This is a genomic window from Parabacteroides johnsonii DSM 18315, assembly GCF_025151045.1.
Lineage (GTDB): Bacteria > Bacteroidota > Bacteroidia > Bacteroidales > Tannerellaceae > Parabacteroides > Parabacteroides johnsonii.
This window is the reverse complement of record NZ_CP102285.1, coordinates 4,149,182-4,170,767: the sequence shown is the minus strand read 5'-3', so window position 1 is coordinate 4,170,767 and position 21,586 is coordinate 4,149,182. Positions and strand designations below refer to the sequence as shown.

The 21,586-nt window shown below is 47.3% G+C and carries 15 protein-coding genes; 5 read left to right on the top strand and 10 right to left on the bottom strand.

The window, feature by feature from the left end; genetic code table 11:
• Positions 1-24: 24 nt before the first annotated feature.
• The 5 genes from xseA to NQ564_RS17015 all read right to left on the bottom strand — a co-directional run bounded on the left by xseA (position 25) and on the right by NQ564_RS17015 (position 4,759).
• Positions 25-1,362 (bottom strand): exodeoxyribonuclease VII large subunit, encoded by a 1,338-nt coding sequence (gene xseA, locus NQ564_RS17035; protein ID WP_008153262.1) that lies wholly within the window; start codon positions 1,360-1,362, stop codon positions 25-27.
• A complete protein-coding gene (locus NQ564_RS17030; protein ID WP_039848465.1) occupies positions 1,343-2,713 on the bottom strand; it encodes a S8 family peptidase in 1,371 nt (456 codons plus the stop codon). The genes xseA and NQ564_RS17030 overlap by 20 nt, the downstream gene beginning before the upstream one ends.
• Positions 2,714-2,808: 95 nt before the next feature.
• On the bottom strand, positions 2,809-3,276 hold the full coding sequence (locus tag NQ564_RS17025) for an Lrp/AsnC family transcriptional regulator (RefSeq protein WP_008153266.1): 468 nt from the start codon (positions 3,274-3,276) through the stop codon (positions 2,809-2,811).
• Positions 3,277-3,446: 170 nt separating this feature from the next.
• Positions 3,447-4,157, bottom strand: coding sequence for an FKBP-type peptidyl-prolyl cis-trans isomerase (locus NQ564_RS17020; RefSeq protein WP_008153268.1), 711 nt, complete (start codon positions 4,155-4,157; stop codon positions 3,447-3,449).
• A gap of 14 nt (positions 4,158-4,171) precedes the next feature.
• On the bottom strand, positions 4,172-4,759 hold the full coding sequence (locus tag NQ564_RS17015) for an FKBP-type peptidyl-prolyl cis-trans isomerase (RefSeq protein ID WP_008153270.1): 588 nt from the start codon (positions 4,757-4,759) through the stop codon (positions 4,172-4,174).
• 383 nt (positions 4,760-5,142) lie between these two features.
• Between NQ564_RS17015 and NQ564_RS17010 the strand changes: the two genes are divergently transcribed.
• The 5 genes from NQ564_RS17010 (at position 5,143) to NQ564_RS16990 (ending at position 11,384) form a co-directional block, all read left to right on the top strand.
• The gene (locus NQ564_RS17010; RefSeq protein WP_008153275.1) at positions 5,143-6,336 is read left to right on the top strand and encodes a glycoside hydrolase family 76 protein; all 1,194 of its coding nucleotides are present in this window, start codon (positions 5,143-5,145) and stop codon (positions 6,334-6,336) included.
• Between the two features lie 12 nt (positions 6,337-6,348).
• Positions 6,349-7,818 carry a glycoside hydrolase family 125 protein gene (locus NQ564_RS17005; RefSeq protein ID WP_008153277.1) on the top strand — a complete coding sequence of 490 codons (1,470 nt, stop codon included), beginning with the start codon at positions 6,349-6,351 and terminating at the stop codon, positions 7,816-7,818.
• 179 nt (positions 7,819-7,997) lie between these two features.
• On the top strand, positions 7,998-8,693 hold the full coding sequence (locus NQ564_RS17000) for an SIR2 family NAD-dependent protein deacylase (RefSeq protein ID WP_008153279.1): 696 nt from the start codon (positions 7,998-8,000) through the stop codon (positions 8,691-8,693).
• 92 nt (positions 8,694-8,785) lie between these two features.
• On the top strand, positions 8,786-10,252 hold the full coding sequence (gene nhaC, locus NQ564_RS16995) for a Na+/H+ antiporter NhaC (RefSeq protein ID WP_008153280.1): 1,467 nt from the start codon (positions 8,786-8,788) through the stop codon (positions 10,250-10,252).
• A complete protein-coding gene (locus NQ564_RS16990) occupies positions 10,221-11,384 on the top strand; it encodes a dicarboxylate/amino acid:cation symporter (protein WP_008153282.1) in 1,164 nt (387 codons plus the stop codon). Before nhaC ends, NQ564_RS16990 begins: the two co-directional genes overlap by 32 nt.
• A gap of 1 nt (position 11,385) precedes the next feature.
• Here the strand turns inward: NQ564_RS16990 and NQ564_RS16985 are convergent, their stop codons facing one another.
• The 5 genes from NQ564_RS16985 to NQ564_RS16965 all read right to left on the bottom strand — a co-directional run bounded on the left by NQ564_RS16985 (position 11,386) and on the right by NQ564_RS16965 (position 21,501).
• Complete coding sequence (locus NQ564_RS16985; RefSeq protein ID WP_008153284.1) at positions 11,386-11,910, bottom strand: 3'-5' exonuclease; 525 nt, start codon at positions 11,908-11,910, stop codon at positions 11,386-11,388.
• 213 nt (positions 11,911-12,123) lie between these two features.
• Positions 12,124-15,363, bottom strand: coding sequence for a S41 family peptidase (locus tag NQ564_RS16980; protein ID WP_008153287.1), 3,240 nt, complete (start codon positions 15,361-15,363; stop codon positions 12,124-12,126).
• Between the two features lie 45 nt (positions 15,364-15,408).
• Positions 15,409-15,819 (bottom strand): hypothetical protein, encoded by a 411-nt coding sequence (locus NQ564_RS16975; protein ID WP_008153289.1) that lies wholly within the window; start codon positions 15,817-15,819, stop codon positions 15,409-15,411.
• Between the two features lie 515 nt (positions 15,820-16,334).
• The gene (locus tag NQ564_RS16970) at positions 16,335-18,137 is read right to left on the bottom strand and encodes a RagB/SusD family nutrient uptake outer membrane protein (RefSeq protein WP_008153291.1); all 1,803 of its coding nucleotides are present in this window, start codon (positions 18,135-18,137) and stop codon (positions 16,335-16,337) included.
• A 22-nt stretch (positions 18,138-18,159) separates the two neighbouring features.
• Positions 18,160-21,501 carry a TonB-dependent receptor gene (locus NQ564_RS16965; RefSeq protein WP_008153294.1) on the bottom strand — a complete coding sequence of 1,114 codons (3,342 nt, stop codon included), beginning with the start codon at positions 21,499-21,501 and terminating at the stop codon, positions 18,160-18,162.
• Positions 21,502-21,586 lie beyond the last annotated feature (85 nt).

Below are 21,586 nucleotides of genomic sequence, written 5' to 3'. Positions count from 1 at the left end.
TGTTTATGATTTTTGATTTATGATTTATTTATTCAGTACTGTCGAACGTACTTCACCGTCTGCAAAACGGGTTACCAATTCGTCGCCGATGGCCAATCCGTCAGCCTGTTTGATGATCTTTCCGTCCTTCAACGTCAAACTGTAGCCTCGCTTCAAGACATAATCGGGAGAAGCCATCTTGATGAACTGTTCGGTCAACTGAATGAAGCGGTTCCGTTCCGCCAAACTACTTTCCACGCGATTTGCCAAACGCACTTGCATCGCTTCCAGCTTCGATGCCCATTGGTTTAGAAAGGCATGGGCATCCGTTGGCAATTGCATGCCCATCCGTTGGAGCTGCGAACGATTCCGTTCGATCCGGTTTATTGCCAAGACAGGCAGACGACTTCCCAATGATTGCAGGAAGTTCTTTTGCCTGGACAGGATATCGGTTGCCAACGAACAGACCTCCTGTTGCAACTCTTCCACCTCTCCGGCAGCTTTATCCATCCGCCCGATCAGAAACTCGGCCACAGCCGTCGGCGTTTTCATCCGCGTATGGGCGACCATATCCAGAATCGTATCATCGCGTTCATGCCCGATACCGGTTATAATAGGAAGCGGGAACTGCGCACAGTTGGCCGCCAGCAGATAGGAATCGAAACTATTCAGGTCCGAAGTAGCTCCGCCGCCCCGGATAATCACGACCACATCAAAACAGTCGACATAACGGTACACCCTGTCTAACGCCGCAATTACGGACTCTTCCGTCCGTTCGCCCTGCATAAGAGCCGGAAACAGCTTCGTGTAGAAAGGATAGCCTGCCTTGTTGCCAGACAACTGGTTCAGGAAGTCTTCGTATCCGGCAGCCGTAGGCGAAGTAATGACAGCGATCCGCATCGGCAACGTCGGGAACGGCAACTCTTTATTCAAAGTGAAGACACCTTCTTCCTTCAATTGCCGGATGATTTCCAGCCGTTTCCGGATCATGTCTCCCAGTGTATAGGCCGGGTCAATATCCAACACAGTCAGGCTATAACCGTAGAGTTCATGGAACTCGACCGACACCTTCACCAGCACTTTCAGGCCGGAAGCAAACATCTGCCCGGTTTCCATCTCAAAATAAGGCTTCAACATCCGGAACGTCTTCGCCCAAATAGAGCCACGCGCCTTCGCCACCAGTTGTCCGGTTATCGCATTCTTCTCGATAAACTCCAGATAACAGTGCCCGGATGCAGCATTCTGACGCACGTCGCTCATCTCGGCACGCACCCAGCACGTTTCCGGGAATGCATTCAGGACAGCCTCTTTCACCCGGTTATTCAGCTCCAGCAAAGAAAACTCCTGCCGCTCCCAGTTCTGATTATTTTGCCCGTTTCCCATTTTTCCTTTCCTTTTTATATGCTTTATAGAAATCAGGAATACCATAACCTAACTCCGTATCCGGATGTTTATATTGGCTGGACGAGCGATGCAGCAGCTCGATCATCTCCCGGTTATTCAACCAAGGCAGTGATTGCCAGAGGCAAACTCCCATCCCTGCAAGGATAGGCGTGGCAAAAGAGGTCCCGTTCGCATACCTGACACTGCCGTTCGGCCCTATCACGCAGCTACTCGTACCTAACGCCACGGCATCCGGTTTCACACGCCCGTCAATAGTAAAGCCTATGGAGCTGAAACCGCTTTTCTTTTTATCTTCATCTATCGCACCGACCGTAAAGATCCCGGCCGCATCCGATGGGAACGTGATCTTTTCCCAATCGCCGTTTCCTTCATTACCGGCACTGCAAAATACGAGTATCCCTTTATCGGCAGCCAAGTGAGCTGCCTGACTGATCATGGCAGTCTTGCCATCCAAAGCAGCCTGCTCGTACGACAGTTCATCCGCATCAAAAGCAAAATACCCGAGTGACGAAGAAATGACATCCACACCGGCACTGTCCGCATATTCAACTGCGGCAGTCCAATAGTCTTCCTCGACGGGATATTCGGAATCGCTGTCCTCACTTTTAAGCAGCAGATAAGAAGCCTTCGGAGCAGTCCCGACCATCACACCCGGAATATCGGCAGCGAGGCAGGAAAGGACCTTTGTCCCGTGGTCGTCCCCGACAAACACGCTTTTACCGGGAAAGACGACATTATGCGTTCCCAACAACCTGAGCGAATCGAAAGCCGATATCCGGTCCGCATTCATAAAACCGGCATCAATCACGGCCACCCGCATTCCTTCACCCTGAAAACCGGCTTCATGCAATTTAGTCCCATTCAACATCTTGATCTGTTTATGAGCATAACCATACTCATTGCACAGAGGTTCATCCTCCGGCACGAAACGGTCTTCTCCCTTTTCCTCGGCCGGGACCCGCAAGTTCCCTTTCCAAATCCACTTGACGGAATCGACAATTGCCAACTGTTGCAATTGTTCGGCCACCGTACTATCGGGACTTTCCACCACGACAGTCGCAAACCACTTGCTTTGCACAACCGGGATCACACCCGTTTCAGACAACATGTCGATATACGACCGGGATATGGGAAAGTCAGCATCCGTGACGGCGATATCATTTTTAGCTCTCCGCTCGATCGCCTGCTTGGAAAGAAAGGCTTCAGGTTCCTCCACCCGGTAACCGTCATCACCCTTATCTTTCAAATAGACGCGAAAACGATAATTCTCCCCGGCCCATAGCCAGGCCGGAAGACAACACAGAAAGAGTATAGACAAATATTTTGACATCGTTGCTTTATCTTTTTCTGCAAAAATATAAATTGTATAGCATATAAAAAAGCCCGGCAACTCATTCGAGGCCGGGCCTATACGTTCTATTTTTCTTATTCGGAAATATCGCAAATAGGGATTTCACGTTTTACACTCTGACGCAAAGAGATAAGGGTTTCCGTAGCGGTCACACCCGGTATTTCCTGTATCTGCGTATTCAGCAACTCCATCAGGTGTTCATTGTCGCGTGCGTATAACTTGATCAACATCGTGTACGGACCGGTCGTAAAATGACATTCGACCACTTCCGGAATCTTTTCAAATTCGGGAACCACGTCTTTGTACATCGAACCGCGTTCCAGTTTTACACCGATATAAGTACAAGTGTTGTAACCTAAAATCTTCGGATTAATATGATAGCCTGACCCAACGATCACATTCATATCAATCATGCGTTGTACCCGTTGATGAATGGCAGCACGCGAAACACCACATTCTTCGGCTACATCCTTGAAAGGAATCCTGGCATTCTTTGAAATAATGTTCAATATCTGCCGGTCCAGTTTGTCTATCTTCTCCATTGTTTGCTTACTTTACTTTCCTGTTTTAGATTTAATGTATCAAAAGTATATAATTAATTTCAATACTATATCATAGTGAAAGAAAAAAGTGCAAAATAAATAATAAAAGCGGGCGAAAAATGCTATTTAACATATTTCGCCCGCTAATTATCGTATAAAACGACAGTCTATTATTTCTTGTCTTTTACAATTTCCAGCAATTCGATTTCGAATTTCAGCGTGCTGTTCGGTTTGATGTCCTGTCCTGCACCACGTTCGCCGTAAGCCAGATCAGAAGGAATCCAAACGATATATTTAGAGCCCACCGGCATCAACTGTAAAACTTCCGTCCAACCTTTGATTACGCCGTTAACCGGGAATTCCATCGGTTCACCGCGGTCAACAGAGCTGTCGAATTTGGTTCCGTCCAGCAAAGTACCAGTGTAATGCACCTTTACTTTATCCGTAGCAGTCGGTTTATCACCTGTACCTTCCGTTACGACCTGATATTGCAAACCGCTTTCGGTTGTGAAAACGTCTTTCTTCGATTTGTTTTCAGCCAGGAACTTTTCGCCTTCTTCTTTCGTCTTCTTCGCATCTCTTGCAGAAGCTTCCATGAAGTACGTCTGAACATAAGCCTGAGCAGCCTGCGGAGTCATCTTCATAGCAGAGGAATCACCCTTGATAGCTTGGATAAAGCCGGCAATCAGATCATCAACGTTAGCAGGATCGCCCGGCAAAGTCTTTAAATTTTCTTTGTAACCTGCACCTGTGCTGATACCGATGGCATAGCTCACGCTATCTGCGGCAGTCTTCAAAGATGCACTTTTGTGTGAATCACCACATGATGTAATACCCATAGCTACAATCGCTGTAGCAACCAATACACTAATCTTTTTCATTTTTCTCTATTCTATTATTTTACTATATCCAATAATTCTACGTCGAAAACCAATGCGCTGTTCGGCTCGATCGCATCTCCCGCACCATGCTCGCCATAGGCTAGGTCGGAAGGGATGAAAAGACGCCATTTAGAACCTACCGGCATCAACTGCAACGCTTCCACCCATCCTGGGATCACCTGCGACACACCAAATACGGCGGGTTCGCCACGCTGAACAGAGCTGTCGAATACTGTTCCGTTGATCAATGTACCATGATAATGACATTTTACCTTGTCGGAAGCAGCCGGCTTGGCCCCTTCGCCCTGCTTCAACACCTGATACTGCAAACCGCTGGGTAACGTAACGACTCCGGCTTTTCCTTTATTGATATTCAGGAATTCCTCCCCGGCTTTCTTATTAAGCTCCAGTCTTTCTTTCTGAAGATTCATGAAGTAATCGTTGATAACCTGCTTTGCTTCATCGTAACTGATTTCAGGTTCTGCCCCGCCGAGCACATCCTTCAAACCTTTTACAAAATCCTCAACCTGAAGATTATTAATGCCTGAGTTCTGGAAATTATTCCCGATACTTAAGCCAAGTGCGTAACTAATTTTATCCATTCTTTTTCTTTTCAACTAATTATGAACTACAAATGTAATGCTTTTAACCACATAAACAGCAAACAAGAAGACTTTTTTATGTAACGATAACTCATCTTAGACATGATAGTCTCCCATCAGGCCTATCCGAACTTACATTTTGTCATTTCGACAGTTCCAAAGGGGTATTTGCTATCAAATAGAATGTTAAAAAATATTACCCTTGCGGGTAATTTCCGAAAGATGCCCTATTATTTCAAAACAGGAGGGATAGTAGTGTCATTTTGATAATAAGACAAAAGCTGTACACAAAAACAGGCCTCGGTCGTATTTGCCTACCACCAGGGTTTCGTTTTTTCAAAAGAATAGTATCTTTGCAAACAAATAACTTATTCTATTAGACCATGATTAAAAAATTATTTTCGATTTTATCCCTTTGTGGATGCCTATTGGGGACCACCTCCTGCCAAAACGCAACAGAAACTGTTTCTGCCGGTCGCGACCTCGCTATCGCCGATTCCATGTTCACACACATCCTGGACAAATATAACGTCGAGAAATACGGCTTGTTGCAGGAAACGTATCCGGCCAATCCCAACAACCAGGTCACGTATCTGGCGGAAGGAGCCGAACAGAAACGCAATCAGGAGGTATCGTTTCTCTGGCCCTACTCCGGGATGTTATCGGGAGGGATCGCACTCTACAAGACAACCGGAGACGAAAAATACCTGAAAGTACTGGAAGAAAGGATTCTGCCGGGACTGGAACAGTATTGGGATAACATACGCGAACCGTTCTGCTACCAGAGCTATCCGATGTTCAATGGGGAGAGCGACCGCTTTTATGACGACAACGACTGGTTGGCGATCGACTTCTGCGACCTATACGCATTGACGAAGAACAAGAAATATCTGGAAAAGGCACAGGCTCTATACAATTATATATACAGCGGATGGGATGACGTGCTGGGTGGCGGCATCTACTGGTGCGAGCAGAAGAAGACATCCAAGAACACATGTTCCAATGCACCCGCAACCGTCCTCTGCATGAAACTGTACAACCTGACGAAAGACAATGCCTACCTCGAACAAGCCAAGAAGACATACGACTGGACCAAGAACAATCTCCGCGACCCGGAAGATTTCGTTTATTGGGATAATGTCCGCCTGGATGGAAGCGTGGACAAGGCCAAATATACTTACAACAGTGGACAGATGATACAAGCCGGCGTCCTGCTCTACCAGCAATCAGGCGACGAAGCCTATCTGAAAGACGCACAGGAAACCGCCCGAGGCGCCTACCAACGTTTCACCGAAGTGCGCAAAGCCGTAGACGGCACGGAAACCCGCTTCTACACCGCCAGCCCCTGGTTTAACGTGATCTTACTGCGCGGCTTGACAGCCCTCTATGAGGTAGACCATCATCCTGAGTATATCCGGACGATGGCGGACAATGCACGTTATGCATGGGATCATACCCGCGATGTAAACGGATTCCTCGACAACGATTGGACCGGTATCAAGACCAAAGAGCATAAATGGCTATTGGACAACGCTTGCATGGTCGAACTTTTTTCCGAAATCAATAACATCAAATAAATAGCAAACAAGATGACAACACGCAGAAACTTTCTGAAAACAGGCGGCCTCTCGTTGGCAAGCCTTATGGTTGGCCAGCACTCATTCGCCCGTATGGCTGAAAAAGCCGACGACAAATTAGCTGGAGCTGCCTCCACTATGCAATATGTCTGTAAACGTCCGGCACCGGGCAAACGGCAATTCACATCCGAAGCCGTTGAAAAAGCAATCGCCACCACAAAGACAAAGCTGAAAGACCCGAAGCTCGCCTGGATGTTCGAAAACTGTTTTCCCAACACATTGGATACGACTTGCGAACACAAGATGGTGAATGGTAAGCCCGACACCTTCGTCCTGACCGGTGATATCCATGCCATGTGGCTCCGTGACTCGTCGGCACAGGTATTCCCGCATATCCAATTTGCAAACGACGATCCGAAAGTGAAAACCATGCTTGCCGGCGTCATCAACCGTCAGACCTGGTGTATCAACATCGATCCGTATGCCAACGGCTTCAACGAAGGGCCGACCGGCAGCGAATGGGAAAGTGATTTTACGGACATGAAAAAGGAACTCCATGAGCGTAAATGGGAAATCGATTCGCTCTGCTATCCGATCCGCCTCGCTTACCATTTCTGGAAAAAGACAGGCGACACTTCCCCTTTCGATGCCGATTGGGACAAAGCGATGAAGACCGTTTACAAAACCTTTATCGAACAACAGCGTAAGGACAACCTCGGTCCGTATCAGTTCAGACGCAAGACAGACCGCCAAGGCGATACCTTGCTGAACGACGGTTGGGGTAGCCCGGTCAATCCGGTCGGTCTGATCGTTTCGTCATTCCGTCCGTCGGATGATGCAACTCTGTTCGGATTCCTGATCCCGTCGAACTTGTTCGCCATCACATCACTCCGCCAGTTGGCCGAAATGATGCGCGAGATTAAAAACGATAACGATTTTGCCCGCCGTTGCGATTCATTAGCGGACGAAGTGGCAGCAGCAGTCGAGAAATACGGTATTGTCAACCATCCGGAATATGGCAAAGTATATGCATTCGAGGTAGACGGCTTCCACAATCATGTGTTTATGGATGATGCCAATGTTCCGAGCCTGCTTGCGCTACCGTACCTGGGGTGCGTAGACATGGACGATCCGGTCTACCAGAACACCCGCAAGCTGGTGCTCAGCGATGCAAACCCTTATTTCTTCCAAGGCAAAGCCGGCGAAGGTATCGGTGGTCCGCATATCGGTTTCGGATATATCTGGCCGATGAGTATCATCATGCGCTGTAACACGACACACGACAATGAAGAGATCCGCAAATGTGTCAAGATGTTACGCGACACGGATGCAAACACAGGATTTATGCACGAATCGTTCTATAAGGATGATCCCGCCAAATTCACCCGCTCCTGGTTTGCTTGGGTCAACACATTGTTCGGTGAAATGATCTACCGCCTGGTAAATGAAGGGAAGGTGGACATTCTGAATAATTTAGGATAACAGACACATATCGTCTACAAACAGACCTGATCCGGGCATGGGTTGCATAAAAATCCATGCCCAAACTATTATGCAAAAACATCCTAATACACCGCTCGCCTATTTAAAATCAGAGAATATTGGGAAGCCGGAATGATTTTTCTTTTCTATATTTGTAAAGAATATAGAACAACTGCCTTATGAAAAAGAAACTAGTCGTACTGACCGGTGCCGGGATGAGCGCCGAAAGTGGTATTTCGACTTTCCGTGACTCGGACGGACTATGGGAGAAATACCGGGTAGAAGATGTGGCAACCCCGGAAGGCTTTGCTGCCAATCCGGAATTGGTACTCAACTTTTACAACCAACGACGCCGAGAATTATTGAACACAAAACCTAACGCCGGGCATATCGGGCTCGCCGACCTGGAACAAGAGTTCGACGTCCATATTATCACTCAGAACATTGACAACCTGCACGAACAAGCAGGAAGCAGCCATGTGGTTCATCTGCACGGTGAACTGATGAAAGCCTGCTCCGTTCGCGACTTGAATACGACTTATGATATATCGCCCGAAAATCCAGACCTACATATTGGAGACAAGGACCCTCATGGGGTACAACTCCGCCCCTTCATCGTCTGGTTCGGCGAGGCGGTTCCGATGATCGACCCGGCGATCCGCCTGGTGGAAGACTGTGACATTTTTGTGGTGATCGGGACTTCGCTCAACGTGTATCCGGCAGCCGGACTGCTGAACTATGTGCGCCGTGGCCAGCCGATCTATCTCATCGATCCGAAAGAGGTAAAAGCCTATCGCGATGATATCTGTTTCATACGGAAAGGAGCATCGGAAGGAGTAAAAGAGTTGAAGGAGTTATTACTGCAAAATCATTAATACGTTCTTAAAATCACTTACATAATAGAAGCACTTCAGGGCATTTCTATTAAATTTGCAAAGTAAACACATAGAATAAGTATTATTGAGAAATGGAGCATAATCCGACGAAGATTCCTTCGCCTTTACTATCCTTGGTTCCCATACTTGTTTTGGTAACCCTTTTATTTGTGACAATACGCACATTCGGCAGCGATGCCCTCAGTGGCGGCAGCCAGATCGTGTTGCTTACCGCTACCGCTATCTGCTGCTTAATTGCCATGACCTACAGCAAAGTACGCTGGAAGGCGCTGGAACTGGCGATGGTCAATAATATCACCGGTGTTGCGACGGCTCTGATCATCTTGCTGATTATTGGGGCTCTGTCAGGCAGCTGGATGATAAGCGGTGTCGTCCCCACCCTGATTTATTACGGGATGCAGATCATTCATCCCAGTTTCTTCTTGGCGTCGACCTGCCTCATCTGTGCGGTCGTCTCGGTCATGACGGGAAGTTCATGGACCACCATCGCCACTATCGGGATCGCCCTCTTAGGAATCGGACAGGCACAAGGCTTCTCCGACGGATGGATTGCCGGAGCAATCATTTCAGGAGCCTATTTCGGGGACAAAATATCCCCGCTTTCCGACACGACCATCCTCGCCTCGTCGGTGACGGACACACCTCTTTTCAAACATATCCGCTACATGATGATCACAACAGTTCCCTCCATGCTGGTCACGCTCGTTATCTTCACGGTAGCCGGTTTTTCACATGAGGCGACAGCAACGGACCAGATCGAACAGTACTCGATCGCCCTGAACAACACGTTCCACATCACGCCGTGGCTACTGATCGTGCCGGTCATCACCGGCATCCTGATTGCCAAAAGAGTTCCGTCAATCATCACGCTGTTCATCTCGGCAGCATTGGCAGGCATGTTCGCGTTGATCTTCCAGCCACATCTATTGCAAGAAATCTCCAATTTACCAACCTCGACTATCCAATCCAATTTCAAGGGCCTGTTCATGACATTTTACGGCAGCACAGGCATAGAAACCGGTAATCCGGATCTGAACAGCCTGGTTGCCACGCGAGGCATGTCGGGCATGATGAATACGATTTGGCTGATCCTTTGTGCCATGTGTTTCGGTGGGGCAATGGCCGCAAGCGGGATGTTAGGCAGTATCACCTCTGTATTCCTGCGCTTTATGAAACGGACGGTCGGACTGGTAGCGTCGACAGTCGCATCGGGGCTGTTCCTCAACATCTGCACGGCCGACCAATATATTTCCATCATCCTGACTGGAAATATGTTCAAGGACATTTATAAGAAGAAAGGATATGAAAGCCGTCTGCTGAGCCGTACGGTAGAAGACGCCGTCACGGTCACTTCCGTACTGATCCCATGGAATACCTGCGGTATGACACAGGCCACAATCCTCGGAGTGGCAACATTCACCTATCTTCCTTATTGTTTCTTTAATCTAATCAGCCCGTTGATGAGCATCACGATTGCTGCAATCGGGTTCAAAATAAAAAGAAAAAATGAAAAAACTGAAAGTGTCGTTACTGGCTAAGGTCGTTATTGCCATCGCAGCCGGTGTTGTGTTCGGGCAGTTCCTGCCCGGCGGGATCGCCCGCATCTTTGTTACATTTAATTCTTTGTTCGGCAACTTCCTGTCGTTTTCAATCCCGCTCATTATTCTGGGGTTGGTGACACCGGCCATCGGGGAATTAGGCAAAGGGGCCGGCAGGCTACTGGCATTAACTGCACTGCTCGCGTATGGTTCGACTATTTTTTCCGGTTTCTTTACCTATTTCAGCAGCTCGGCAATCTTCCCCCACATCCTACCGGTCAACACGGAGTTGACGGCAATGGAAAATCCCGAAGATTTCATGTTGCAACCCTACTTCACAGTCGCCATGCCACCACCAATGGATGTCATGACAGCTTTACTGCTATCCTTCACCATCGGACTCGGCTTGTCTTATATCGACAGAGGAGTATTACACGAAGCCTTTTCCGACTTCCAGAAAATCATTACGAAACTGATCGAGGCAGTTATCATTCCTTTATTGCCACTTCATATTTTCGGCATTTTCCTAAACATGACGGTGAGCGGGCAAGTCATGAGCGTAATCACCATGTTCCTGAAAGTGATAATTGTAATATTTGTCCTGCATGTCTTGCTGCTGCTTATCCAGTTCACTGTTGCTGGCAGCGTGAGTGGAAAAAACCCGCTCAGGTTACTGAAAAACATGCTTCCGGCTTATGCAACCGCATTGGGGACACAGTCCTCAGCCGCCACCATCCCTGTAACATTGGCACAGGCGGTCAAGAACGGAGTACGGGAGAACATCGCGATCTTTGTCATTCCCCTTTGTGCCACTATCCATCTGGCAGGCAGCACGATGAAGATCACCGCCTGTGCGATGGCAATCATGTATATGTCAGGTGAGCCCGTCACCTTTACTTCCCTTGCCGGATTCATTATGATGTTAGGAGTCACGATGGTAGCAGCTCCCGGTGTACCGGGAGGCGCTATCATGGCTGCACTCGGATTGCTACAAAGTATGTTAGGGTTCAACGAGACATTACAGGCGCTGATGATTGCTCTTTATATCGCAATGGATAGTTTCGGGACCGCTTGCAATGTGACGGGCGATGGAGCGATTGCGGTCGTAGTGAACAAGATTGCCGGTGAGTAAATCATAAATCACACAGCCTTTCGACTCCCTTTTCCCGCATCATGGTTGCCGCGATATGCGCACAGGCATAAGCATCGGCCATTGCATGGTGATGATAGGTCAGATCGTATCCACAATGAGCGGCAACAGTCTGTAGTTGGTGGTTGACCAAGAAAGGATACATGCGCCTTGACAAGCGGCAGGTACAATAGAACTGATATTTGGGATAGGCAAGGTCATAGGCTTCGTGAGCAGCCCGCAGGCAACCTTCGTCAAAAGGGCTGTTATGGGCAACCAGAGGAATATCCTGCAATTTGCCGGCAATCTCAGACCAAACTTCCTCAAAGTCAGGAGAATCGATCGTGTCCTGCATGGTTATACCATGAACGGCAGTGGTAAACCGGGTGTAGAAGTTCGGATACGGACGGACCAGCGTGTAAATAGAATCGATCACCTTATTATCCTCAATAATGGCAATCCCGATACTACAAATACTACTACGTTTCCCATTAGCAGTCTCAAAGTCGATTGCGGCAAAACGTTCCATATTTTTTAATTTACAATTGATAACGGACAATGACGACTAATCCAATGAGGGTGTGTCAATTTGATATCACTGGACGCAGATAACACAAAATACACAGGCGGACGCAGATTTATTTTACTGATAATTAATAATATCTGCGTTAATCTGCGCTCGTCTGTGTTATCTGCGTCCCATGAATACCAATATTTGGCACACCTCATCATTAATTGTCAATTATTTACTAAAGTCTCTCGGTGTCGGAACTCCCGGAAGCGGTTTGCGGTTCTGGAGTTCTTTCATGACCTCCTGGATGGCACGGTCAAGCTGTTGGTCTTCACCGTTCCATTCTTTAACAGGATCATTATCGATCAGGATATCGGGATCGACACCCTGGTTCTCGATAATCCAGTTACCTGTCTTCGGATCGAAACTTGTGAAGAAAGGTACGCGGATGTCCGTCCCATCCATATAAGGTAACGAGCCGCTGATACCGACGATACCGCCCCACGTACGCGTCCCGATCAGTTTACCCAATCCTAATGCACGAAAGCCCCATGGAAAGAGGTCACCATCGGAAGCCGAGTATTTATTGATCAAGCATACTTTCGGACCTACCTGCACAGCATCGGGAACAGTTCCGATACGAGCCGAACCACGACGCATCGTCAGCCGGTATGGTTCGCGTGAAAGACGTTCAAGGATCATCGGCGAAACATTACCGCCGCCATTGGCACGGTCATCGATAATCAGACCTTCCTTATCAAGCTGCGGATAGAAATAGCGGGAGAATTCGTTCAGTCCTTCCGGTCCCATATCTGGGATATAGATATAGCCAATCTTGCCGTTCGACGCTTTGTCGACTTTCTTGATATTATCCTGTACCCAGTTATAGTGGTACAAAGAATATTCTTCTTCCAGCGGACTGATCACGATCTTGCGTGCTCCCTCCAACTGAGGTTTGCTGTTCAACGAAATTTCCGTCGGGACATCTGCCTTGCCGACCAACAACGAATACATATCTTTCACACAGTTTGTCGGCACGCCGTCGATTGCTACGATAAACTCACCCACCTTCGCCTCGATGCCCGGTTCGACAAGTGGAGAGCGCAACGACTTGCTCCAGGAAGCGCCCGGAAGAATCTTTTCCAAACGGAAGAAACCACTCTTGTCACGAGAGATCTCAGCACCTAACATACCCGTTTTTATCCGGTCGGGACGTTCCACCTCACCCGGATTCACATACGCATGACCACAGTTTAGTTCGCCGATCATCTCACCGATGATGTAGTTCAAATCCAGACGTGTTTTGGCATACGGGACAAGCACCTGATATTTTGCCTTGACCGCATTCCAATCTACCCCGTGCATATTCTCCAGATAGAAACCGTCACGGAAGGCCCGCCATGCCTCATCGAAAATCTGTGCCCATTCCTTCGGATAATCGACCGTGATTTTCATATTCGACAGGTTCACCGGATCGCTCAGGTCTGCTTTTCCCAAAGGGATATCTGTCACATAAAGAGCATTTTTCTTGAAGAAAAGCGCTTTCTTGCTACCGGGTTCGACACCCATAGAAGCACCGTCAGCCACCACGTCTTCCTTCTGCTCCTTCAGGTCGAATACTTTCGTTCCGCCACGTCCCCAGTAGTAAACTTTATTTCCGTCCGAATAGAAATTCCCGTAATAGGAAGGGCTCACCGGCAGCTTGACGATACGGTCCGTAATCCCGTCGAAATCGATCTTGACAACAGCAGTAGCAAGTTCGTCTTTCTTTATATTTTCCTTCTTTGCCGGTGTATTTTTCTTTGATTCCTCTTTGGCAACAGCAACTTCCGCGTCCTTCTCTATGAAAGGCGAAGGAGTGTCTTTGGACAACATCGCCAGATAAACTCCATACATATTATTATAGACATGGTTCCATTCCAGTGATCCGTAGGTCGGATTGAAGTCCCGGGCAGATGCAAAAACCAGATATTTACCATCCGTACTGAATACCGGAGAAGAAGAATCATACCACTTATCCGTCACCGGATATTCTTTCCTATCAACCAGATTATAAACATAAACGATGCTATATTCATTGTTCCCTGTACGGGTATAAGTCAACCATTTGCTATCCGGCGAGAAAGTCACGCCCCGCGGTTCGCCCATCGGATCCTGCAACAAGGTGGTCACCTGTTTTGTAGCAATATCCAACAAGTTAACACGATTCTTACGATCCGTATAAACGAGTGTCTTCGAATCCGGACTCAGTTCGAAACTACGGATATAAGTATCATTGTCCTTTGTCAGCTGGACGGGCTCACCTCCGGTGGCATCCTGCATATAAAGCTCCGTCTCTCCGGTGGCATCCGAAATATAGACGATGAATTTGCCGTCGGGCGACCATTGCGCATCACGGTCATGTGCTCCCGGAGAACGGGTGATATTCTTTGTCACTCCCTTTTCAACCGGCAAGTTGAACACTTCTCCGCGGGCAGTCACCACTAAACGTTCACCATCAGGTGACAGACTGGCCTCAGTAAGATAACCGGCCCCATCCTTAATTTCGCTACGGGCATAGATATTGTCGGAAGTCAGGGTGATGTTCACCTTTTCCGGCTTTTTGCTCCCGGCATCCATCTTATAAATATAGCCACCGTTCTCGAAAACGATCATATTACCGTTTGCGCTTGGGAACTTCACATCGTATTCGGTAAAGTCTGTGACTTTGTCCGTCTGTTTGGTCTTCGTATTATACACAAAGATATTCATTGTCCGGTCACGGTCGGAAAGGAAAAAGATTTCATCGCCGATCCACATAGGGATAATATCCTGGGCAGGATTGTCCGTAATGTTTTCGACAGTCTTCCTATCGGGATTATAAATCCAAATATCATCCGCCATCCCGCCTTTGTAATATTTCCAGGTACGGAACTCCCGCATGACACGGTTATAAGCCAGTTGTTTACCATCAGGAGAATAGCTGCAGAATCCGCCTTCGGGAAGTGGAATAACTTCGGACAAGCCACCCTCCTTTTCCACCGTGAACAACTTTCCGCTGAAACCGTCGCTGATGCGGTTACGATACACGATCCGGCTGCCGTCAGGCGTCCAGGTCATCACGATATTGTTCGGCCCCATACGGTCACCCAAGTCATCCCGGCTGTTCGTTGCCGTATAGGTCACACGCAACGGTTCCCCACCCGTCACCGGCATAGTGTAGACTTCCGTATTACCATCGTATTGCCCGGTAAATGCAATCGTTTTGCCGTCCGGAGAAAAACGGGGAAACATCTCGTACCCCACATGCGAAGTCAGGCGCCCGGCTTCGCCACCCGTAGCCGGGACCTTGTAGAGGTCGCCCGCATACGAGAAAACAATCTCATTGCCGTTCGTAGCCGGAAAACGCAACAGACGCGCTTCATCCGCCGCCATCAACAGTGAAGGGGCACCAGCCAGAACCAATAAAGAAAAGATAAGTTTCTTCTTCATACCTATTATCGTTTAGTCTGCCGACAAAGGTAAAAAAAGTAAACCTCAAAGTATATTCCTGCGCAGATATTCCTTTATTTTCCACCACAATAATTGCTGTTTCGCGACAAAAGAAGACCAACCGGACAACAATCTCCCCGTTTGCTTATAAAATTCAGGATCACAAACCGATATGCACTGCCGGTCCATGCTTGCTGCAGAAAATAAATAGAAGCGGCCATTCTTCAACAGAATGCCTAAAGTATCCTCCTCCCGAACAAAACCAACAATATCCACAAAATTAATACTACCAACTGATAAAAAAGAAAATGAAGACTCCTTAAATTCCACATGATGCAAAACGACATAAGGTCGCAATTGCCAAAAAAGCTCAGCAATATTGACAGGATCAAGTTTTTTCAAAAAGGATAGCAACCATTGCTCCTGAAGATTTGAGATAGATAAAGGTAATTCCATATTTACTTAAATTCTACCCGAAAACGCCCCATGTTTCCAACAATATCTCAAACAGGATGGTTATTATAAAGAAACGTGGGAATTAACAACATACACTCGATTAAGGACCTCGAACAACCTATAACTAGTTGTATGCGATAATTACCCACGTTTTTTATCTTGAATACACAAGTGCATAAACACCCACTTTGCATGACAAGAAAAAACGCGAACAAAATTCACATACTATCCACTAGTTATTCAGAAATTTCGAGGTTTCAATCAAGAGATAATATATAAACTTTCGTGTTCACCACCAAAGTTGTACCAGCGATAACGCTTTATCTAGCTTACTGTACACGACAAAGATAAACAGAAGATTCAAAAAACCGATATTCCTCCCTCCTTTTTTCAAGGTTCTTTAGAAAAAACACAGAAAAAGCCGGCTACGAACGGAATATCATCTATTCCATCGTAGCCGGCCACTTTTTAACTAATACCTACTTTTTATATCGCTTAATCTCTAACGACAGACATCAATAGTAACCTTCATTCTGTTCTTCGCTGAGTTCGCCGACAGGGTTCAAACGGTCGATGTGTTTCTGCGGGATAGGACGAAGTTTGTGATACGGTTTGATGTAGATTGCATCCGGATTGTATTTCTTCACCCAGTCATACAACAGTTCACAACGAACCAAGTCTTCCCAACGGTTGGTCTCTCCCAACAATTCACGCCCACGTTCGTTCAGGATAAATTCGATAAAATCACCCTGCAGGTCGGCGGGGGAAACTTTCAATGCGTCATACGTGCTCTGCGTATCGTTCACTCCACCTTCGAAAAGCCAGATCTGTTGGTCTTTCTGCTCACCTTCAGCCCAAGCGGCACGCTTGCGGATCACATTGATATATTCAGCAGCTTTGTCGAAATCTCCTTTACGGCCAGCAGCTTCCGCAGCCAACAGATATGTTTCTCCCAAGCGCATACGCACCCATTCGCGAGATCCCTTTTCTTCGGATACGGAAGGACGGCTCGGATCAAGATATTTCACCAATGACGGGAAATAACGGATCGAGTGCATTTCGCGAGGGAAATAAGAATAAGTATAGTTGGCACGGAATTTACGCATATCATCACTGTTCGATTCATATCCGGTCTTTTCCATCGTATAATAAATAGCCGTATCGCCATGCTGGAATTTCAGCTGACCGGAAATCTGTCCTTTTGAAGGATCCGGATTGAAGTAAACAGAGCCGTCATAAGACAGGGATTCCCAAACAGGCAAGGTATTCACATTATTGGCATAATATACCCACTTGAAACTCTTGTAGAAACGAGAATCATGCAGCCGGTCGTACAGATCATCCATAGTCTTCTTGGTAGCCACATGACGGCGGAACGGACGACCATTTTCAATGTCACGCAACATACCGGGCTGGTCTTCATACCAAGACAACCAATAAAGATGCTGTTTGTTACCATCTCCATTGAACATAGGCTCTGTTGTAAACTGCACGGCAAACACGGTCTCGGAATTCCCCTGATTCTTGATATCCCACAGAGAGGAGAAGTTTTCTTGCAGAGAGTAAGCCCCACTGTTGATCACTTGCTCTGCATAATAAAGCGTACTGTCCATATCCGTCGCTTTCTGACCACGCGCATCCTTGACCGCACTGCCACGAGTCAGATAAACCTTCGCTAACAGATGGGCAGCTGAATACCGTGTGGCACGTCCCAAAACCGAAGCCTTCTCCGGTAAATTTTCGGCAGCATTACGCAAATCACTGATGATGACATTATAAATATCTGCAACCGGAGCACGCTTGAAATCCGTCCGAATCTCGAAACTACCTTCCGTTACCAAAGGAATACGTCCGAACTGTTGCACCAAATCAAAATATAAATAAGCACGGATAAATTGCATTTCGGCATAACTTTGTATTTTCACACTTTCCAACAAGTCTTGGGAATCCAGAATCTTCTGCATGGCGATATTGGCATCACTAATCCCTTTGTAATGGTTTTCCCACATCTCATACAGAATACCGTCGTCCGGATTCAGCTGTGTCGCATATTTATTATACGATTCACGGTTACTACCATCTTCACCTTCCGTAAACAAGTCAGTTCCTAATTCGGTCAGAACATTGAAACGTTCACCGCCGACTCCCCAGCGGAGGAAACCGTAAGCTGCCGTAATGGCGGCATTTACCCCGGCTTCCGTTTCATAATAATCGTACGACATCACCGGAGCATCGTCTTCGCTTAACCAACTGCTGCAACCTGATGTAGAAAGCGTCAGGCCTGCCAGCATATAGTAATATATAGATTTCATTTTCATTCCTTATTTATTAAGATTAAAATTACAAAGTCAAGTTTATACCAAAAATCCAAGAGCTGATACTCGGAGTACCGAAACCACTACCATTTGTTTCAGGATTACCTGCCGCATTGACTTTGGCCGCTTCCGGGTCGATACCTGTATAGTTGGTAAAGATGAACGGATTCTGTGCCGTGAAGTAAACGCGCAGTTTCTCAACCATAAACTTCTGAGTCAGGCTCTTCGGCAACGTATATCCCATCGTCATTGTCTTCACACGGAGGAAATCCGCCTTTTCATAATAAGTGGATGTGATGTAGATCGGACGCTCTTCGTCGATACTCGGACGAGGATAAGCGTTCGTCGGGTTGTTTGGTGTCCAGTAGTCCACTTTCACACCACCATTACGTCCGCAATGTTCCACCGCATAAATATCGTTATACAGCATAGCGCCAAAGCTCGCATATAAAAAGACCGACAAGTCGAACCCTTTATAGTTGAAGGTATTCACCATACTGGCAATCAGCTTCGGACGCGGGTTACCCAGAATCTGCTTATCAGCATCCGTAATCTTATAGTCATTGTTCACATCCTCAATCTTGATATCACCCGGAGCAAAATCCGTTCCGTTGGCAGCGAATTTCGCCATCTCGGCAAGATCTGCCTCCGTGTTCTGCCAGATACCCACCTTGTGGTAGTCATAGTGAACATTCACCGGCTGACCGATAAACCATTTGCTACCGATATCGTCGTTCTTGCCATTATACAGTTCAACGATTTCCTCCTTGTTGGAAGACAACATCAAATCAGTTGTCCACTGGAAGTCTTTCGTATTGATGTTCATAGAGTTAATAGAGACTTCTATACCTTTATTACGTGTCTTACCCACATTCGACAACACATCGGGGAAGCCGGAAACAACCGGCAACTGGCGTTTCAGCAACAGATCATGTGTGTTCTGCATATACAAGTCGATCGTACCGTTGATACGTCCTCTCAACACACCAAAATCGATACCCAAGTTCCACTGATCCGTCGTTTCCCACGTCAACAGACTATTGGCCATCGCATTCGGAGCATATCCGATCGTCGGAGTTCCACCATTATCAAACGGATAACGGATCAACGACAATGTACCTTTCGTCTGGTAAGGATCTACGGCCGAGTTACCGGTCTTACCAAAACCAAGTCTCAGTTTCAGGTTATCCAACCATCCGGAAGTATTCGCCATGAAAGATTCTTCATTGATACGCCATGCCAATGCGGCAGAAGGGAAAAGCACCCACTTGTGTCCGTCGGCCAGACGGGAAGAACCGTCATAACGAGCGGAAACCGTCAACAGGTAACGTCCCAAATAGTTATAATTGATACGTCCCATGAAAGAAGCCATATTCCACTTGATCATCGAACTGCCGATCGTGTTAGTCACCAATCCTGATCCCAAATCATAATATTTCAGGTTATCAGCCGGCAGGTTCTCCATTGCAACATTCACACTCTCCTTTTTGTCTTCCTGGATGGACTGCAACAAAGTCACACCCAATGTGTGCTTGTCATTAAACGTCTTATCGTAGAAAAGCATATTTTCCAATGTAAACATCGTGTATTTGTCCACAGCGTTCCTTGCATATGAAGTCCCCATACCCCGATTACTGGTTTCGGCGGAACGAAACTCATAGTCCTGTACGGTGCGGGCATCAATACCCAAGTTCGAACGGAACTTCAAACCGTCGACCGGCAGTTTGATGTCCAGAGAGTAACTGCCTAAATAGCGGGTAGTCTTCAACGGACGGTCTACAGCACCCGGAACAAGGTCCATCATCGTATTATATACATTATAAGAACCCGGTAACGGAATAATCTCACCGTTTTCATCCCACAACTGTGCCAACGGGCTTAAGCGCCAGCCACCGGCAAGTCCGGCTCCGCGCTGCTGAATGGCATGCGAATATTGCGTCTGCGCCCCGATCTTCACATATTTGTTGATTTCATGGTTCAGGTTCAAACGGATCGAATAACGTTCATAATCCTCATCCTTGAAAATACCGTTATTCTTATTGTAAGTGGCAGAAGCCAGGAAGTTCGTCCGTTCACCACCGCCGCGGATACTCAATTGATGGTCGGTCACCATACCTGTACGAGTCACATGATCCATGTAGCGGGTCGTACGCACACGGGACGGGTTGTACACACCATCTTCCCCCCAACCCATCATGACCGATTCCATGATCGACGGGTCGCGCGTAAATCCCGGGCAAACCAAATCCTGGTCTCTTGAAGCCACATCTGAATTGTAGCGGATCGCACTATTGCTCGTATTGCGATATGCCTCGCGCGTATATTCGGCATATTCCGGACCATCCCAGAAATCAAGTTGGTTCAGGATTGTCTGTGCTCCGACATATCCGTTATAATCGATCTGCGTCTTGCCTGATTTACCTTGCTTGGTCGTGATCAAAATAACACCGTTCGCACCACGTGCACCATAAATAGCCGTTGCCGACGCGTCTTTCAGCACTTCCATAGACTCGATATCCGACGGGCTGATTTCGCCGATACCACCGGTAACGGGAACACCGTCGATCACATACAGCGGATCATTGCTTGCCGTGATCGAACGTTTACCACGGATCATCACGCTCGGAGTCGAACCCGGTGACCAGTTGGAGTTAGAAACGACCACACCCGGAATACGTCCTTGCAACGCTTCCGACGCGGTGGAGGTCGGGACAGCTGCGATCTTGGAAGCATTTACGGAAGCGACAGAACCTGTCAAGTCTCTTTTCTTCACCGTACCATAACCGACCACAACAACCTCGTCCAGGCCTTGAGCATCCTCTTTCATCAGGATGTCGAACTTATTTTTGTTATCGACCTTTACCTCCATTGGCAAGAAACCGATATAGGAGATTTCCAACATTTCCCCCGGAGCAGCCTCCAAAGAGAAGTTACCATCCATGTCCGAGACGGTACCGTTGGTCGTTCCCTTAACAACGATGTTCGCTCCGGCTACGGGGAAACCGGTCTCATCGGTAATGACACCGGTGATCTTCTTGGCTTTCTGATTCTTCACGGGAGCCTGCGCTTCGGCTTTGACGATGACGATCGTCTTGTTGCTCACCTTGTAAGAAAGGCCGTATTTTTCCAGTACTTGAGACAGGATGTCTTTCAATTGGCGGTTGGAAGCCGAAACGACAACGTCGGCATCTTCGCTTAGGATCACATCCCGATAGACAACCGAGAAGGAAGTCTGAGCCTCCAAATTCTTAAAAAACTCTTTCAATGTGACATTTTGCAAATTCATCGACATCGTTTGCGTAATGTCTTGTGCGTACACAGTCGTACACAATAACAGGAGTGCTGCACTCCGAAATACTTTCTTCATGACTATGATTAATAGACTTAAGTTAGAATTAAACAATTGATTTTTAAAAACACTTTTTTTCGATTTCAGTTGTTCATCGTCATAG

Coding starts and splice junctions, on each gene's coding strand:
- nhaC (WP_008153280.1), top strand. CDS start 8,786: ATGGAGCATAATCCGACGAAGATTCCTTCGCCTTTACTATCCTTGGTT.
- NQ564_RS17000 (WP_008153279.1), top strand. CDS start 7,998: ATGAAAAAGAAACTAGTCGTACTGACCGGTGCCGGGATGAGCGCCGAA.
- xseA (WP_008153262.1), bottom strand. CDS start 1,362: ATGGGAAACGGGCAAAATAATCAGAACTGGGAGCGGCAGGAGTTTTCT.
- NQ564_RS17015 (WP_008153270.1), bottom strand. CDS start 4,759: ATGGATAAAATTAGTTACGCACTTGGCTTAAGTATCGGGAATAATTTC.
- NQ564_RS17005 (WP_008153277.1), top strand. CDS start 6,349: ATGACAACACGCAGAAACTTTCTGAAAACAGGCGGCCTCTCGTTGGCA.
- NQ564_RS17030 (WP_039848465.1), bottom strand. CDS start 2,713: ATGTCAAAATATTTGTCTATACTCTTTCTGTGTTGTCTTCCGGCCTGG.
- NQ564_RS16990 (WP_008153282.1), top strand. CDS start 10,221: ATGAAAAAACTGAAAGTGTCGTTACTGGCTAAGGTCGTTATTGCCATC.
- NQ564_RS16980 (WP_008153287.1), bottom strand. CDS start 15,363: ATGAAGAAGAAACTTATCTTTTCTTTATTGGTTCTGGCTGGTGCCCCT.
- NQ564_RS17020 (WP_008153268.1), bottom strand. CDS start 4,157: ATGAAAAAGATTAGTGTATTGGTTGCTACAGCGATTGTAGCTATGGGT.
- NQ564_RS17025 (WP_008153266.1), bottom strand. CDS start 3,276: ATGGAGAAGATAGACAAACTGGACCGGCAGATATTGAACATTATTTCA.
- NQ564_RS16975 (WP_008153289.1), bottom strand. CDS start 15,819: ATGGAATTACCTTTATCTATCTCAAATCTTCAGGAGCAATGGTTGCTA.
- NQ564_RS16970 (WP_008153291.1), bottom strand. CDS start 18,137: ATGAAAATGAAATCTATATATTACTATATGCTGGCAGGCCTGACGCTT.
- NQ564_RS16985 (WP_008153284.1), bottom strand. CDS start 11,910: ATGGAACGTTTTGCCGCAATCGACTTTGAGACTGCTAATGGGAAACGT.
- NQ564_RS17010 (WP_008153275.1), top strand. CDS start 5,143: ATGATTAAAAAATTATTTTCGATTTTATCCCTTTGTGGATGCCTATTG.
- NQ564_RS16965 (WP_008153294.1), bottom strand. CDS start 21,501: ATGAAGAAAGTATTTCGGAGTGCAGCACTCCTGTTATTGTGTACGACT.